General features: G+C 61.7%; 13 protein-coding genes and 1 pseudogene. 5 read left to right on the top strand and 9 right to left on the bottom strand.

The features are described from left to right. Position 1: 1 nt before the first annotated feature. The 6 genes and pseudogenes from aroB to pilM all read right to left on the bottom strand — a co-directional run bounded on the left by aroB (position 2) and on the right by pilM (position 5,319). A complete protein-coding gene (gene aroB / locus ACP7CZ_RS09045; RefSeq protein ID WP_034125577.1) occupies positions 2–1,102 on the bottom strand; it encodes a 3-dehydroquinate synthase in 1,101 nt (366 codons plus the stop codon). A gap of 126 nt (positions 1,103–1,228) precedes the next feature. Beyond that, entirely contained in the window at positions 1,229–1,747 is a 519-nt protein-coding gene (gene aroK, locus ACP7CZ_RS09040; RefSeq protein ID WP_003187914.1) for a shikimate kinase AroK, read from the bottom strand. A 4-nt stretch (positions 1,748–1,751) separates the two neighbouring features. Continuing rightward, positions 1,752–3,008 (bottom strand): annotated as a pseudogene (locus ACP7CZ_RS09035) (type IV pilus secretin PilQ); the annotation flags it as partial. Between the two features lie 138 nt (positions 3,009–3,146). Further along, complete coding sequence (locus tag ACP7CZ_RS09030) at positions 3,147–4,118, bottom strand: pilus assembly protein PilP (protein ID WP_294183907.1); 972 nt, start codon at positions 4,116–4,118, stop codon at positions 3,147–3,149. After that, positions 4,115–4,666: a PilN domain-containing protein gene (locus ACP7CZ_RS09025; protein ID WP_127880489.1), complete on the bottom strand. Its 552-nt coding sequence runs from the start codon at positions 4,664–4,666 to the stop codon at positions 4,115–4,117. Before ACP7CZ_RS09025 ends, ACP7CZ_RS09030 begins: the two co-directional genes overlap by 4 nt. Continuing rightward, complete coding sequence (gene pilM / locus ACP7CZ_RS09020; RefSeq protein WP_034125864.1) at positions 4,663–5,319, bottom strand: type IV pilus biogenesis protein PilM; 657 nt, start codon at positions 5,317–5,319, stop codon at positions 4,663–4,665. Before pilM ends, ACP7CZ_RS09025 begins: the two co-directional genes overlap by 4 nt. Positions 5,320–5,552: 233 nt before the next feature. On the opposite strand from pilM, the gene ACP7CZ_RS09015 reads away from it, so the two are divergent. Beyond that, entirely contained in the window at positions 5,553–8,015 is a 2,463-nt protein-coding gene (locus tag ACP7CZ_RS09015) for a penicillin-binding protein 1A (protein ID WP_371262626.1), read from the top strand. 212 nt (positions 8,016–8,227) lie between these two features. Here the strand turns inward: ACP7CZ_RS09015 and ACP7CZ_RS09010 are convergent, their stop codons facing one another. From ACP7CZ_RS09010 to rpmE, 3 genes are all read right to left on the bottom strand, one after another. Beyond that, positions 8,228–9,496, bottom strand: coding sequence for a malic enzyme-like NAD(P)-binding protein (locus ACP7CZ_RS09010; RefSeq protein WP_005784034.1), 1,269 nt, complete (start codon positions 9,494–9,496; stop codon positions 8,228–8,230). A 182-nt stretch (positions 9,497–9,678) separates the two neighbouring features. After that, positions 9,679–10,485 (bottom strand): thermonuclease family protein, encoded by an 807-nt coding sequence (locus ACP7CZ_RS09005; protein WP_197900279.1) that lies wholly within the window; start codon positions 10,483–10,485, stop codon positions 9,679–9,681. Between the two features lie 14 nt (positions 10,486–10,499). Continuing rightward, a complete protein-coding gene (rpmE, locus tag ACP7CZ_RS09000) occupies positions 10,500–10,733 on the bottom strand; it encodes a 50S ribosomal protein L31 (protein ID WP_005784030.1) in 234 nt (77 codons plus the stop codon). 338 nt (positions 10,734–11,071) lie between these two features. On the opposite strand from rpmE, the gene ACP7CZ_RS08995 reads away from it, so the two are divergent. The 4 genes from ACP7CZ_RS08995 (at position 11,072) to hslV (ending at position 16,686) form a co-directional block, all read left to right on the top strand. After that, on the top strand, positions 11,072–13,291 hold the full coding sequence (locus tag ACP7CZ_RS08995; RefSeq protein ID WP_034125571.1) for a primosomal protein N': 2,220 nt from the start codon (positions 11,072–11,074) through the stop codon (positions 13,289–13,291). Positions 13,292–13,495: 204 nt separating this feature from the next. Next, positions 13,496–15,232, top strand: coding sequence for an arginine--tRNA ligase (argS, locus tag ACP7CZ_RS08990; RefSeq protein WP_014716573.1), 1,737 nt, complete (start codon positions 13,496–13,498; stop codon positions 15,230–15,232). A 1-nt stretch (position 15,233) separates the two neighbouring features. Continuing rightward, complete coding sequence (locus tag ACP7CZ_RS08985) at positions 15,234–15,935, top strand: SPOR domain-containing protein (protein WP_003187899.1); 702 nt, start codon at positions 15,234–15,236, stop codon at positions 15,933–15,935. A gap of 220 nt (positions 15,936–16,155) precedes the next feature. Further along, positions 16,156–16,686 (top strand): ATP-dependent protease subunit HslV, encoded by a 531-nt coding sequence (hslV, locus tag ACP7CZ_RS08980; RefSeq protein ID WP_003171209.1) that lies wholly within the window; start codon positions 16,156–16,158, stop codon positions 16,684–16,686. Positions 16,687–16,717: the final 31 nt, after the last annotated feature.

Genomic DNA, 16,717 nt, shown 5'->3' with positions numbered 1-16,717 from the left:
ATTAACCTTTGAGCTGGGCCAGGGCGCGGTAATCCGCTCCCAGCGTGGCCTGTAGAATCTCTTTTGGATAATCGTCGGTCACCACGGCTTCGCCGATGTGGCGCAGCAGTACCAGTCGAAGTCGACCGTCGATCACTTTCTTGTCTATCGCCATATGTTCAAGGAAATCCGCCTCGGTCATCTCCGTGGGCGGAACAACCGGCAAACCGGCACGCTGGAACAGGCGGATACCGCGATCGCGCTCTTGGGCGCTGATCCAGCCCAGGCGCTGCGACATATCCAATGCCATCACGGTGCCAGCCGCTACGGCTTCCCCATGCAACCACACACCATAGCCCATGTGCGTTTCGATCGCATGGCCGAAGGTGTGGCCCAGGTTCAGCGTGGCCCGCACGCCGGACTCACGCTCGTCGGCGTTGACCACCAGCGCCTTGGCCGCGCAGGAGCGGGAAATCGCTTCGGTCAGGGCTACCTGATCGAGGGCGCGCAAGGCGTCCATGTGTTCTTCCAGCCAGGTCAGGAACGGCTCATCGCAAATCAGGCCGTACTTGATGACTTCCGCCAGGCCCGCCGACAGCTCGCGCGGCGGCAAGGTGTTGAGGGTAGCGGTGTCGATCAGCACAGCCTGAGGCTGGTAGAACGCGCCGACCATGTTCTTGCCCAGCGGGTGGTTGATGCCGGTCTTGCCCCCCACCGACGAATCGACCTGGGACAGCAAGGTGGTCGGCACCTGGATGAAATCCACGCCGCGCTGGTAGCAGGCCGCGGCAAACCCGGCCATGTCGCCAATCACACCGCCGCCCAGGGCGACCACAGTGGTTCGACGGTCATGGCGCGCAGTCAGCAGGCCATCAAAGATCAGTTGCAGGGTTTCCCAGTTTTTGTGGGCTTCGCCGTCAGGCAACACCACGGAGATCACCGAGTACGCCGCCAGGCTGCGGCTCAGACGCTCAAGGTACAGCGGCGCGACCGTTTCGTTGGAGATGATTGCCACCTGTCGGCCGGCAATATGCGGCGCAAGCAGTTCGGGCTGGTCCAACAGACCTGCGCCAATGTGGATCGGGTAGCTGCGCTCGCCTAGATCGACCTTAAGTGTCTGCATGTGTCCCCGCGTTGAAGATGTATTGACGACCGGCACTGTCGACCTCTCGACACCGCCTGGTGGCTCTACGCCATACCTTATAAGGTCATGGCGCGCCGCCGAGAATAGCGCATTTCGGGCCAGGCTTTAACGGGGTGGCAACCGTTGCAGGCGCTCAAGGATGTCAAGTACGACCATCCGAGGTGGCCGCTCATCGGTTTCCACCACCAGATCGGCGATTTCCCGATACAGCGGATCGCGCAGCGCCAGCAGGTCCCGCAGGGTTTTCGCCGGGTCGGCGGTGCGCAGCAACGGGCGATTGCGATCACGGGCGGTACGGCCCACCTGCTGTTCGACCGACGCGTGCAAATACACCACCCGACCACCGGCATGCAGCGCCCGACGGTTTTCATCGCGCATGACGGCGCCACCGCCGGTCGCCAATACCACGCCATCGCAGCCGCACAGCTCGGCAATCATCGCCTGCTCGCGGTCACGAAAGCCCAGCTCGCCTTCTTTATCGAAGATCCATGGGATATTGGCACCCGTGCGCAATTCAATTTCCTTGTCGGAATCTTTGAACGGCAGGCGCAGCTCTTTGGCCAGCAAACGGCCGATGGTGCTTTTTCCAGCCCCCATCGGCCCTACAAGAATCAAATTTCGCACAGAATCAACGACTCACAGCAATCGCCTGGTTATTCATGATACGCGGAGTCAGGAATACCAGCAGCTCGGATTTTTTCTCCGCCAGCACATCGCGCCGGAAAAGGCGGCCAAGATACGGCACATCGCCCAAAAATGGCACTTTATCTACCACTTTGCTTTGGGTGTTGGAGAAAACCCCGCCAATGACGATGGTCTCGCCATCCCTGACCAGAACCTTGGCGTTGACCTCGTTTTTCTTGATCGGCGGCACGTCATTGAGTCGGTTCAGGTAGTCGGGCTCATCCTTGGTGACCTTGACCGCCATGATCACATGGTCGTCGGGAGTGATTTGCGGCGTGACTTCAAGCGACAGCGAGGCCTCTTTGAACGACACCGAGGTGGCACCCTGGGAGGTGGATTCCTGATAAGGAATCTCGGTGCCTTTGAGGATGCGTGCAGTCTCTTTGTCGGAGGTGACGACCTTGGGCTGCGAGACGATCTCACCGTTGCCGGTTTTTTCCATGGCGGTCAGCTCAAGGTCCAGCAACAGGTTGTCGGTGATATAGGCGATCCCCAGGCCCGAGGTTCCGGCCAGCGACCCCAAGTCGACAAAGGGTGAACTGGGTGGGTTTTGCGGCGGCTCGGCACCCTCCGCCAGCGGCTTGCCAATACCGCCAACGCCGCTATTGCCGCGGGTGAGCCGCCCACCCCAGCGCACACCCAGGCTTTTGTCGTAGTCGACATTGGCCTCCACAATCCGCGCCTCGATCATGACCTGGCGTACCGGGATATCCAGTTGCGCCACGATGCGCCGCAGCTCTTCGAGCCGCTCGCCAGTCTGGTAGGCGATGATGTTGTTGGTGCGGTCATCCACCGCCACCGAACCGCGCTCATCGGTGGCGCCCTCAAAGCCGGTCACCGACTGAAACAGCTTGGCCAGGTCGGCGGCCTTGGCGTAATTGACCTGCAGCAGCTCCCGACGCAAGGGAGCCAGCTCGGCCATCTGCTTGCGCGACTCCAGCATCAACAGCTCGCGAGCAGCCAATTCATCGGCGGGCGCCACCAGCAACACGCCCGCCTTGACTCGCTTGTCCAAGCCCTTGGTTTGCAGTACCAGGTCCAGAGCCTGGTCCCAGGGCACATCCTTGAGCCGCAGAGTGATCGAGCCCTGCACCTCATCGCTGGTCACCAGGTTGAGCCCGGCGACATCGGCAATTTGCTGCAAGACCGCGCGCAGGTCGATGTCCTGGAAATTCAGGGTCAGCTTGGCGCCTGTATAGCTGACCGGCTGGGCACTGTCGGGCGGCGGCAGTTGGATAAGGTCCAGGCGATTGGGCACAGCAGCAGCCATCGGTGCCGTGAACGCTATCCATAGCGCCACACCGAAGGACGAGAAGGTCCTTTTCATTGTTTGATTCCGTTATGAGTTGACGTTCAGCACAAGGGTTCGCGGGCGTTCCAGCCAGGCGCCCTGTCCATCGGGAAACAGCTCCACCAGCTCGACAGCAGCGTCTTGAATGGCCGTGACCTGGCCATGGTCCGGCCCCAGGTAATCACCCACCGCCAGCCGATACACCCTGGCCCCAGCCCGCAACAAGGCAAAGGCCTGCGCACCACGGGACAACGTACCGACCATTTCGAACTGATCAAGGCGCATACCCTCCAACAGTCCCCGTGGCCGGGTGAAATCCGGGGCAAGGGCCGGGCGGCCCGGAACGTGCGGTGCCTGCAAGGCGGGCGGCGTGAACGGGTCGCGCAAGGACGAGGGTTCGTAGACAAATTGCGGCCCTGGGTCGGGCACCTGACGGGCCTTGCCGTTTTGCAGGTTGCTGCGATAGGTCTTGGCGAGCATGTTCAGACGCAACAAGGCGCCCTGATGCCCGAGCGCAATATCCTGCACGGTAACGACCCGTGGCAACCCACCCAAGGCACTGACAAACGTCGCCAGGTCGTGATAAACCCCGGAGGCGCTTATCTGCATGGGTTGTTCGATATAAAGCTGCCGAGGCGCTTCATCCAGCACGGTGATGCCTTCGACCCACACCCCATGAACAGCCGCCAGCCGGGCGATGTCTTCCAGCACGACAGGCACCTCGGACTCGCCGGGCAATTGCCCTAGAAGGCTGGCAAGATTGTCTTCCATGCTCCGGACTTGCCGGGTACGCAGCTCAAGGCTCGCGGCCAGGCCGGTCTTTTCTGTGAGTTGCTGCTGCAGCGCCTGCTCCCGCGCCTCAAGCCCGTGCAATCGCTCCCGCTGCGGCCCCCCATGCGAAACCTCGCCCAGCACCAGCACCAGGCCGGCCAGCGCACAGCCAAGCAGCACCTTGCCCGGCAGGGACCATTTGGCAGCGTTGTAAGAGAGCGTGGAAAAATCGAGCCTGGGCAGGCTCATGGTTGCGCCTCGCTGGACTCTCCCTGGCGCACCATCAGCTGGAATTCACTTTCGCCGCGTGCACCTTCGGTTTGCACGCGCTGCAGACGGGTCGAACTGGAGCCGTGGATTGGCTTGAGTTGCTGCATCAAACGGGCGATATCCTGGTTGCTTTCTGCCGTGCCGCGAATGCTGATGGTGTCGCCGTTGGCAACCACCTCATGCAGATGGACACCTTCGGGCACCGAGCGAGCCAATTGCTCGAACAATCGGGCCCCGGAGGAGCGGGCATCGTGCAGGTCCTGAACCACCTTCATGCGTTCGGCCAGTTGCTGGCTTCGCGCCTGCAAGTCGTCGATGGTCCTGATCCGCGAGTCCTGGGTAGCGATGTGCTCTTCCAGGCGGCTGTTGCGGCTTACCTGCCGGTCTATCGCCTGGTCGATCACTTGATCAGCCAACCACAATGCCGCGAGCGCCACGCAGGCAAACGCCAGCAATAGCACCAACAGGTATTTGCGCCTGCGCTCCGCGAGGGCCTGGCGCCAAGGCAAAAGATTGATTCGTGTCATCCAGCGAAACTCCTAAGGGCCAGCCCGCAAGCCACTCCCATCCCTTGGGCATCCAAGGCCCATTGTGCACCATCGACTCTATGACCCGGCGTGAAGCTGGCAAAATCCTGAAGGCAAGCGCGCTCCAATGCAAACCCTTCTACATCGACCACCCGCGGCACCAGCCCCGCCAGGGCCAAAACCGCCTCGCGCGCTTCGACCTGCTCACGCAGGCACGCCGCCAGCATCACCTCTACCCACTGCGGGCCTTGAGCCGATGGCCCTTGAACCTGAAAGTCGATGGCCACCTCGTCCAATGGATAGGGGATGAACTGGTCGGCTTCCATCTGGATCTTCCAGGCCATTTCCTCATCACTGAGGCCGGCGTCCATGTCAATCAGCCGGGTAATTACCGACGGGCCCGCAACCGCCACGGCGGCGTACCGGGCCGAGGTACCCAGGCGCGACAGTGCCTGTTGCAGCATACGGCCCACACCCTCAAGGTCCAGCAAGGTGCCGTCCACCACCGCCTGGGGCGGCAGCATTTGCATAACGTAGCCCTGGACGCTGAAACCGCCTGATGAACGGCCCAGTTCGATCAGCTTGATGCCGCTGTCATTGATATCGACACCCAACACCGTGTCGACTTTTCGCCTGAAAAATCCCTTTCCCATAAAACTCCCCAAAACTTTCCCTGTCATACCGGCTGTCATCTCGCCTGATTGCTGCCAGGCACCTTGCATTCGGTCGGCTTGTTCAAGGCTCGCGAATGACGCCCCAAGCCGAAAAATGCTTTAATGCCCAGCGTTTTTTCCCGCTTTTTATCTGCTGCCCGGGTCGATCCATCGTTTGCCATGCATGCCCCGACGCGTAACTCATTCTTTTCTCTGGAAATCCAAAAGCCTTGATTCGTCTGCTGAAGTTTTTCGGGTACTCCATTGTCGCCATCGTTTGCGGGCTGCTGCTCGTACTCAGCGGAGCCTACCTCTACCTTAGTCCGGGTTTGCCCTCCGTAGAGGCCCTCAGAAGTATCCAGTTGCAGATTCCTTTGCGGGTCTACAGCAGCGATGAAAAACTGATCGCGGAGTTCGGCGAAATGCGCCGCACACCGATCCGTTTCGCCGACATTCCACCCAATTTCATCAGCGCTTTGCTGTCTGCCGAAGACGATAATTTCGCCAACCACTACGGCGTAGACCCCAGCAGCCTGGTGCGTGCAGCCACGCAATTGGTAAAAAGTGGACACATTCAATCGGGTGGCAGCACCATCACCATGCAGGTGGCGAAGAACTTCTTCCTCACCAGCGAACGCAGCTTTTCCCGCAAGGCCACCGAAATCCTGCTGGCGCTGCAGATCGAACGCCAGTTGACCAAGGATGAAATCCTCGAGCTGTACGTCAACAAGATCTACTTGGGCAACCGCGCTTACGGCATCGAGGCCGCGTCCCAGGTCTACTATGGCAAGTCGATTCGTGACGCCAGCCTGGCGCAAATGGCGATGATCGCCGGCCTGCCCAAGGCACCGTCGCGCTTCAACCCGCTGGCCAACCCGGCGCGCAGTAAAGAACGCCGTGACTGGATCCTGGGCCGCATGTACAAACTGGGCAAGATCGACCAGGCCGCTTATGAAAGTGCCGTCGCCGAGCCGCTGAACGCCAGCTATCACGTGCCGACCCCAGAAGTGAATGCACCCTATATCGCCGAAATGGCCCGCGCCGAGATGGTTGGCCGTTATGGCAGCGAGGCCTACACCGAAGGTTTCCGCGTCACCACGACGGTGCCGAGCAACTTGCAGGAAATCGCCAACCATTCGGTACATGAAGGCCTGATCACTTATGACCAGCGTCACGGCTACCGTGGCCCCGAGTCGCGCCTGCCGGGCAAGACCCTGAGTGCCTGGACCACCGAATTGGGCAAACAGCGTTCGATCAGCGGCCTGGACCCGGCCATCGTCACCCAGGTAACCAAGGACGGCATCCAAGTGCTGACCCGCTCTGGCGAAGCCCATGTAGCCTGGGACAGCATGAAGTGGGCACGCCCGTTCCTGAACACCAACAGCATGGGCCCGATGCCCAAGCAGCCATCCGACGTGGCCCAGGTGGGTGATTTGATCCGCGTGCAACGCCAAAAGGATGACAGCCTCAAATTCAGCCAGGTGCCGCTCGCCCAGGGCGCTCTGGTGTCCCTGGACCCGCAGAACGGTGCGATCCGCGCACTGGTCGGCGGCTTTGCCTTCGAGCAGAGCAACTACAACCGCGCTACCCAGGCCAAGCGCCAGCCGGGCTCCAGTTTCAAGCCGTTTGTCTACAGTGCCGCGCTGGACAACGGCTACACCGCCGCCAGCCTGGTCAACGACGCGCCAATCGTGTTCGTCGATGAATATCTGGACAAGGTCTGGCGCCCGAAGAATGACACCAACACGTTCCTCGGCCCGATCCGTATCCGCGAGGCGCTGTACAAGTCACGCAACCTGGTGTCGATCCGCCTGTTGCAGGCGATGGGCGTAGGCAAGACCATCGACTACATGACGCGCTTTGGCTTCGCCAAGTCGGACCTGCCGCCAAACCTGTCCCTGGCCCTGGGTACCGCGACCCTCACGCCGATGGAAATCGCCACCGGCTGGAGCACCTTTGCCAACGGCGGCTACAAGATCGCGCCTTACCTGATCGACAAGATCGAAAGCCGCAATGGCGACACCCTGTTCACCGCCAACCCGCCACGGGTACCCGGCGACGTGGTCAATGGTGTGGCCGCGACCGACGGGCTTGCGGTACCGAGCAACGGCGGTATCACCATCGAGGCGACGCCAGGCACACCGTCGGCCGCAAACGCCGGCGCACCGGCCGAACCGCAAGCGCCAGCGGTTGCCGAGCGCATCGTGGACGGCCGCACTACCTACATCCTCAACAGCATCCTGCAAGACGTGATCAAGAAGGGCACCGGCCGCCGCGCACTGGCTCTGGGTCGTGCGGATATCGCTGGCAAGACCGGTACCACCAACGAGTCCAAGGACGCGTGGTTCTCCGGCTACAACGGCGACTACGTGACCACCGTGTGGACCGGCTATGACCAGCCTGAAAGCCTGGGCCGCCGCGAGTTTGGTGGCACCGTCGCCCTGCCGATCTGGATGAGCTACATGGGCGCAGCGCTCAAGGACAAGCCGCTGCACACCCAGCCAGAGCCAGAAGGCATCCTCAGCCTGCGCATCGACCCGATCAGTGGCCGCGCAGCTTCACCGAGCACGCCGAATGCGTACTTCGAGCTGTTCAAGAGCGAAGACACACCGCCATCGGTCAATGAGCTGGGCAATGGCGCAGTGCCGGGCAGCCCACTGCCGGCGGATGAAGGCGCGCCGATCGATTTGTTCTGACCTGATCACGCTGATCGGCCGATCGTTCCCACGCTCCGCGTGGGAATGCATCCTGTGACGCTCTGCGTCACGACCTCAAAAGCAGACGCGGAGCGTCCAGGTGGGCATTCCCACGCAGAGCGTGGGAAAGATCAGCCACGGGACATCAGCCACAAAAAAGCCCCGACTGATCACTCAGTCGGGGCTTTTTTTGCGGGTGTGTCTACAACGGCTTAGCCGTTGAACACATCATCCACGCTTTGCAGCGGGTAGTTCTTTGGATACGGCAGGGTAGCCACACCAGTCTCGATAGCGGCCTTGGCCACGGCATCGGAGATCAGGGTGATCAGGCGCTTGTCCATTGGTTTCGGAATGATGTACTCACGACCGAATTCCAGCTTGGCACCACCGTAGGCGTCGCACACGTCCTGAGGTACCGGCAGTTTGGCCAGTTCACGCAGGGCGTTGGCAGCGGCCACTTTCATTTCTTCGTTGATGCGCTTGGCGCGAACGTCCAGGGCACCACGGAAGATGAACGGGAAGCCCAATACGTTGTTGACCTGGTTCGGGTAGTCCGAACGGCCGGTGGCCATGATCACGTCGCTGCGAGTGGCGTGGGCCAGCTCAGGAGAGATTTCCGGATCCGGGTTGGAGCAGGCGAACACGATAGGGTTCGGCGCCATGGATTTGAGGCCTTCAGCGCTCAGCAGGTTCGGGCCGGACAGGCCAACGAACACGTCGGCACCGTCGAGGGCGTCAGCCAGGGTGCGCTTGGAGGACGGATGGGCAAACATCGCCTTGTACTGGTTCAGGTCGGTACGCTCGGACTGAATCACGCCCTTGCTGTCGACCATGTAGATGTTTTCCAGCTTGGCGCCCATGCTGATGATCAGCTTCATGCAGGAAATGGCCGCGGCACCGGCGCCCAGGCAGACGATTTTCGCCTCGCCCAGGGTTTTGCCAGCAATTTCCAAGGCGTTGATCATGCCGGCCGCGGTAACGATCGCGGTGCCGTGCTGGTCATCGTGGAATACCGGAATGTCGCACTGCTCGATCAGGGCCTTTTCGATCTCGAAGCACTCAGGCGCCTTGATGTCTTCCAGGTTGATGCCACCGAACGTGATGGAAATGCGCTTGACGGTGTCGATGAACGCCTGCGGGCTTTCGGAATCGACTTCGATGTCGAAAACGTCGATGCCGGCAAAGCGCTTGAACAGCACGCCCTTGCCTTCCATGACTGGCTTGGAAGCCAATGGGCCGAGGTTACCCAGGCCCAGAATCGCGGTGCCATCGGAAATCACTGCAACCAGGTTGCCTTTGCCGGTGTACTTGTACGCCAGCTCTGGGTCACGGGCGATTTCACGTACGGGTTCGGCAACACCAGGGCTGTAGGCCAGCGACAGGTCGCGGGCAGTGGCAGTGGCTTTGGTGAGCTCTACACTCAGCTTTCCTGGACGAGGATGGGCATGGTATTCGAGAGCGGCAGTTTTCAAATCAGACATATCGGCATTCCGCTTTTACTGTTGGTCGACGGACCGCCGAGGATACGCGTGTCGTAAAGTCCCTACAAGACTGGGCAGTCACAGGTGTCAAGGGCCCTGGGCTACGACTTTTGGCCAAGAGCCACGGGATACAAGGGCTCAACTGTTCACAATCGAAATAAAAAATGTCTACAATTTTTTATTCAAAGCGCCGATTTCAGCATGCCGGGGTCGGTTATTGGCAACAGCCAGCGCGCTTGGCCTTTTTTCAGGCCGCCACGGCGGGCTCGATCCTGCACCCAACCGCGCGCCTCAATGGTGCGGCCTTGCAGACCATCGAGCATGGCCGTATCGAACTGGCTGATCAGCTCGGGCGCAATACGCAATACCAGTGAACCCTGCAGCTCAATCCAGATTCCACCGCGATTACGCTCGATGTTGCTGACCCGACCGGCCACCAGGGCAAACCCGGAGCGCTTGAGATTCGCCACGCTTTGCACCGGTGATTGGCGCCACAGGCCAAGCCGTGCCTGGCGGGCGCTGTTTTCGGCCGCCTGCTGGCAGGCCATCAGGTCGACATTCGGCGCGACGCCCACTTGGTACCCCAAACCCTCGGCCAGCAGTTGCGCCTCCAGATTCTCGCCATTGGCGCCGTAGAGGTGAGCCAGGGTGCGCCCGTAATGATCTTTGCCTTCGCGCCCCGCCACCAGGCCGACACGCCCATCGCTGGCCTTGACCAACGCCTGCAGGCGCTGACGGGCGGCGACAGCGAATGGCTCGTCAGGGCGACCCTTCTTGCCGGTTTCCGGCGCGTTGAGGCCGATCATGCGCACGCTGCGACCGTCCTTGAGGCGCACCGTGTCGCCATCCACCACACGCTGTACCTCCACACGCACGATGGCCGCCGGGGCGGGGCAGAAGGGGTTGGCCTGAGCGGTCGCCAGCCAAATCCCAGGCACAAAAAAGGCGCCCACAAGGGACGCCTTTTTCAACAGCGGGTAAAAGCCCATAAGGCTCTTGAACCTTACTCTGCTGGAGTAGCAGCAGGCTTCTTGCCGAAAGCACCAAAGCGATCTGCGAAGCGCTGTACGCGGCCGCCGGTGTCCAGAGTTTTCTGCTTACCGGTGTAGAACGGGTGGCACTCGTTGCATACGTCAGTACCCAGTGGCTTGCACAGGTTCGAACGAGTTTCGAACTTGTTGCCGCAGCTGCAGGTGACTTCGATGGTTTCGTACGCTGGATGGATATCGGCTTTCATGGCACTTCCTCGGGCTAGCGTGCCGCCACTCGACACTATTGTCGAATACCGCACGTAATTAGGCCGCGGATTCTACCAGACCTTTTTAATCACGCAAGCGGCGGGAATGGTCGAAAACTTCCTTTCATCAGATATTCCTCACACACCGCCGTCAATGTGGGAGCCGGGCTTGCCCGCGAAGGCGGTGTGTCAGTCACTGCATCTGTTACTGCACTAGCGCTTTCGCAGGCAAGCCAGCTCCCACAAGATCCGATTCCAGTACTGGAGACGGGACACCCCCGGTCTGCTAGGCTCGCGCCCCTGCGCCACCGCTTGCCTTTATTGATGAGAATCCTCGCGTGCCCGACGCCATTTTGCGCCTAGCCCTGCCCTCGCCCCTGCGCCGCCTGTTCGATTACCGGGCCCCGCCCGGCGTGTCGCGTGCGCAGTTGCAACCGGGCATGCGCGTGCGCGTGCCGTTCGGACGCCGGGAAATGATCGGCATTCTGGTGGAAGTCACCGACCACAGCGAAGTGCCTGCCGAAAAGCTCAAGCCGGCAATTGCCCTGCTCGACGCCACACCACCGCTGCCGCCCGCGCTGTTCAAGCTGTGCCTGTGGACCGCGCAGTATTACCAACACAGCCTGGGCGATACCTTGAGCTGGGCGCTGCCGGTGCTGCTGCGCCAGGGCGAACTGGCCGAAGCGCGCCAGGAGCGTTTCTGGTCGATGGTGCCGGGCGCACGCCTCGACGACCCGCGCATCGCCCGCGCCCCGCGCCAGCGTGAGGCCCTGGCCACCTTGGCACAGCACCCACACGGCGTGGCCCATCAGCTATTAAGCAAGCTGATGCTGAGCAAAGACAGCCTCGACCTGTTGCTGGCCAAGGGCTTGGTGCAGGTGGAAATCCGCAAACACGCTCCGGACCCGCGCCACGAACACTGGCTGGCCCAGCCGGAGTTGCCGCTGAACCCCGAGCAACGCGCCGCGTATGAGGCGATTCGCGCCGGTTTCGACAGTTTCCATGCATTCCTGCTGGCCGGCGTCACTGGCAGCGGCAAGACCGAAGTCTATTTGCAGCTGATCCGCGAAACCCTGCAGGCGGGCAAGCAGGCACTGGTGCTGATCCCCGAGATCAACCTGGGCCCGCAGACCGTGGCGCGTTTCGAGCAACGCTTCAATGCCCGGATCGCCCTGGTGCACTCGGCAGTCAATGACCGTGAACGCCTGGAGTCGTGGCTGGCGGCGCGGGATGGCGAGGCCGACATTATTATCGGCACGCGCTCAGCACTGTTCACGCCGATGAAAAACCCCGGGCTGATCATCGTCGACGAGGAGCACGATGGCTCCTATAAACAGCAGGAAGGTTTGCGCTACCACGCCCGCGACCTCGCGCTGGTACGCGCCCGCCAGGAAGACATCCCGATTGTGCTGGGCTCGGCCACGCCGTCCCTGGAAAGCCTGCACAACGCCTACACCGGCCGTTACGGGCTGCTGCGCCTGAACGAGCGTGCTGGCGGCGCCAAACAACCGCGCTTCCTGCGCCTGGACGTGAAAAGCCGCCCGCTGGACAGCGGTATTTCCGGCCCGATGCAACAGGCCATTGGCCAGACCCTGGCCGCCGGCCAGCAAGTATTGGTATTTCTCAACCGCCGCGGCTTTGCCCCGACGTTGCTGTGCCATGACTGCGGCTGGATGTCCGGGTGCGAGCGCTGCGATGCGCGCATGACGGTGCATCAGCGCCACGGCGAGTTACGCTGCCATCACTGCGGCCATGTGGAACGGGTACCGCGCCATTGCCCGCAGTGCGGCAAGGTGGACCTGCGGCCCGTGGGCGCCGGCACCGAGCGCGCCGAAGAACGCCTCGGCATTCTGTTCCCGGACTACCCGGTGCTACGGGTGGACCGCGACAGCACGTCGCGCAAAGACGCCATGAACCAACTGTTCGCCACCATCCACAAAGGCCAACCGTGCATCCTGGTGGGCACGCAGATGCTTGCCAAGGGGCATCACTTCCCACGGGTGACCCTGGTGTCGATCCTGGATGCCGATGGCGGGTTGTTCTCCGGGGATTTTCGCGCCAGCGAACGCATGGCGCAGTTGATCGTGCAGGTGGCAGGACGCGCCGGTCGGGCCGAAGAGCCAGGCAGGGTGATTATCCAGACGCACCTGGCCGACCACCCGCTGCTGATTCAACTGACGGAACAAGGCTACTTTGCCTTCGCCGAACAGGCCTTGAGCGAACGCCGCGCCGCCGGCCTCCCGCCCTTTGCGCACCTGGCGCTGCTGCGTGCCGAAGCCCACAAACCCGGGCAGGCCGAAGGCTTTCTTGATGAGGCCTGCAGCGCCGCCGAACGTTTATTGGGCGAACTGGCCCTCAGTGGCATCGAACTACTCGGCCCGGTGCCAGCGCCCATGGAGCGGCGCGCCGGACGTTATCGCGCTCAGCTACTCTTGCAGGCAACCTCCCGCGCCCCGCTGCATCGGCTATTAAGTCGCTGGATGCTTGAGCTGGAGCAACTGCCCAGCGGTCGGCAGGTGCGATGGTCGTTGGATGTAGACCCGGTAGATTTGTATTGAGGGTAATTACGTCATCGCAGGCAAGCCAGCTCCCACATTATGAAATGTGAATACCCTTAAATGTGGGAGCGGGCTTGCCCGCGAAGAGGCCCGCAGGTCCGCCATATAGTCTGAACGGTTGGCAAGCCCGCCCTCGCCACGGATAATGCCCAGTTTTTCCACCTGCGCATCGCGCGCCGCCGCTTGCGGTCGAAAGAGAACACCATGAAAGACACCATTCGCCAGCTGATCCAACAAGCCCTCACCCAACTCGTCCACGAAGGTGTGTTGCCTGAAGGCCTGTCGCCGGCGATCCAGGTGGAGAACACCCGCGACAAGACCCATGGCGACTTCGCCAGCAACATCGCGATGATGCTGTCCAAGCCGGCCGGCATGAAGCCGCGTGACCTGGCAGAAAAAATCATCGCAGCCCTGCCGGCTGACGCCAGTGTCACCAAGGCCGAAATCGCCGGCCCAGGCTTTATCAACTTCTTCCAGAACACCCAGGCCCTGGCGTCACGCCTGGATGCCGCCCTGGCCGATGCGCGCATCGGTGCACGCAAGGCCGGCGACAGCCAGCGCGTGGTCATCGACCTGTCGGCACCGAACCTGGCCAAGGAAATGCACGTGGGCCACCTGCGCTCCACTATCATTGGCGATGGCGTGGCACGGGTGCTGGAATTCCTCGGCGACACCGTGATCCGCCAGAACCACGTGGGCGACTGGGGTACCCAGTTCGGCATGCTGATGGCCTATCTGCAGGAAAACCCGATCACCAGCAACGAGCTGGCCGACCTGGAAAATTTCTACCGTGCTGCCAAAAAGCGTTTCGATGAATCCGAAGAGTTCGCTGACCGCGCCCGCGGCCTGGTGGTCAAGCTGCAAGCCGGCGACGAAGAATGCCTGGCGCTGTGGAACCGCTTCCGTGAAATTTCCCTGTCTCATTGCCAGGAAATCTACGAGCTGCTCAATGTGAAACTGACCATGGCCGACGTGATGGGCGAAAGCGCCTACAACGACGACCTGATCAACGTGGTCAACGACCTCAAGGCCAAGGGCCTGCTGGTCGAAAGCAACGGCGCCCAGTGCGTGTTCCTCGAAGAATTCAAGACCGCCGACGGCGAGCCGCTGCCGGTGATCATCGTCAAGGCCGATGGCGGCTACCTCTACGCCACCACTGACCTGGCCGCCGTGCGTTACCGCAGTGGCGTGCTCAAGGCTGACCGTGCGCTGTACTTCGTCGACCAGCGCCAGGCCCTGCACTTCCAGCAGGTGTTCGAAGTGGCGCGTCGCGCCGGTTTCGTCACCCACCCGATGCACATGGAGCACATGGGCTTTGGCACCATGAACGGCGCCGATGGCCGCCCCTTCAAGACCCGCGACGGCGGCACCGTGAAGCTGATCGACCTGCTGACCGAAGCCCAGGAACGTGCCTACAACCTGGTGAAGGAAAAGAACCCGGAGCTGGCCGAGGCCGACCTGCGCAACATCGCCCGCGTGGTGGGCATTGGCGCGGTGAAATACGCCGATCTGTCCAAGCACCGCACCAGCGACTACAGCTTCAACTTCGACCTGATGCTCAACTTCGAAGGCAACACCGCGCCGTACCTGCTGTACGCCTACACTCGCGTGGCCGGGGTATTCCGCAAGCTGGGCAAGGACTTCAGCGAAGTCGAAGGCCAGATCGCGCTGGACGCCGCCCACGAACAGGAACTGGCGGCCAAGCTCGCGCAATTTGGCGAGGTGCTCAACAGCGTTGGCGAAAAAGGCACGCCGCACATCCTGTGCACCTATTTGTACGAAGTGGCCGGCCTGTTCTCCAGTTTCTACGAGAACTGCCCGATCCTGACCGCCGACGACGAAGCCCAGAAACAAAGTCGCCTGCGCCTTGCCGCATTGGCTGGACGCACCCTCAAGCAAGGCCTGGAACTCTTGGGCCTGGAAACTCTGGAGCGTATGTAAGTTGGCTGCCAAGAAAAAACCTGCACCCAAGCGCGGCGCCAGCCGCTACCAGGCCCCGGCGAAGCAACCGATTCCGGGTTGGCTGTGGATGGCCATCGGCCTTACGGTCGGCGCATTTATCGTGTTTCTGATGAAGCTGGAGCCCGGTCAGGGCGATGACGTCAAGCGCGTCAAACAGGAGCAGCAAAAGGCCACGAAAATCGCCGAAGCCAACAAGACCGCGCCGAGCCCGACCGCACCGGTAAAGCCCAAGTACGACTTCTACACGCTGCTGCCGGAATCGGAAGTGATCGTGCCGCCTGACGCCGTGCCGGAAAAAACCCTGCCGACGCCACAAGTGCCGACCACGCCGGTAACCCCAGCGGAAGCGGCAAAAATCGACACGGCGCGCGCCCAGGCCGCGCTGGCCGGTATCACGCCGCCGCCAGCACCGCCAGTGGCAGCCACCAAGGCTGCGCCGGTGACCAAGTTCTTCCTGCAAGCGGGCTCGTTCCCGAAACAGGCGGATGCGGACCGTGTACGCGCACAGATCATTCTGTTGGGCCAATCGGTATCGGTTGAGTCCGGCACGGTGAAGGACGCGACCTGGTATCGCGTATTGGTGGGGCCGTTCAGCAACCGCGAACAGCTGACCGTGGCGCAAAAGCAATTGGCCGGCGCCGGGTTTAGCAACCTGTTGTTACAACAACGCCAGAGCCGCTGACTCATACTCACTGATCGTTCCCACGCTCCGCGTGGGAACGTGTCCCTTGACGCTCTGCGTCACAGAGCAGGCGCAGAGCGTCAAGGCGGCATTACCACGCGGAGCGTGGGAACGATCACCACTCGTCTGCCCTGCCTTCCTACGGTTGAAATCCCCCTCGCCACCCCCCATATGAGTTTCCATCAGGGCATTTTCGCCCCGCTGCGTGGAGACTCTCCCCTTGACCACCATCGTTTCAGTACGTCGCCACGGCAAAGTTGTCATGGGCGGCGACGGCCAGGTTTCCCTGGGCAACACCGTGATGAAAGGCAACGCCAAGAAAGTGCGCCGCCTGTACCACGGCCAGGTGCTTGCCGGCTTCGCAGGCGCAACCGCCGACGCCTTTACCCTGTTCGAGCGTTTCGAAGGCCAGCTTGAGAAACACCAGGGCCACCTGGTGCGCGCCGCTGTCGAACTTGCCAAAGAATGGCGCACCGACCGCTCCCTCAGCCGCCTGGAGGCCATGCTCGCGGTTGCGAACAAAGACGCTTCCCTGATCATCACCGGCAACGGCGACGTGGTTGAACCCGAGCATGGCCTGATCGCCATGGGTTCAGGTGGCGGCTACGCCCAGGCTGCGGCCAGCGCGCTGCTGAAGAAAACCGACCTGTCAGCCCGTGAAATCGTCGAGACCGCCCTGGGTATCGCTGGCGATATCTGCGTGTTCACCAACCACAATCAGACCATTGAGGAGCAGGACCTCGCCGAATAAGCCCTGGGCTTATTCAGGCTTGAGGCCGCCA

The organism is Pseudomonas sp. DWP2-2 (genome assembly GCF_049897065.1).
GTDB lineage: Bacteria > Pseudomonadota > Gammaproteobacteria > Pseudomonadales > Pseudomonadaceae > Aquipseudomonas > Aquipseudomonas paracarnis.
Note: the sequence above shows the minus strand (reverse complement) of the source record. Positions and strands in the feature narration are given on the sequence as shown.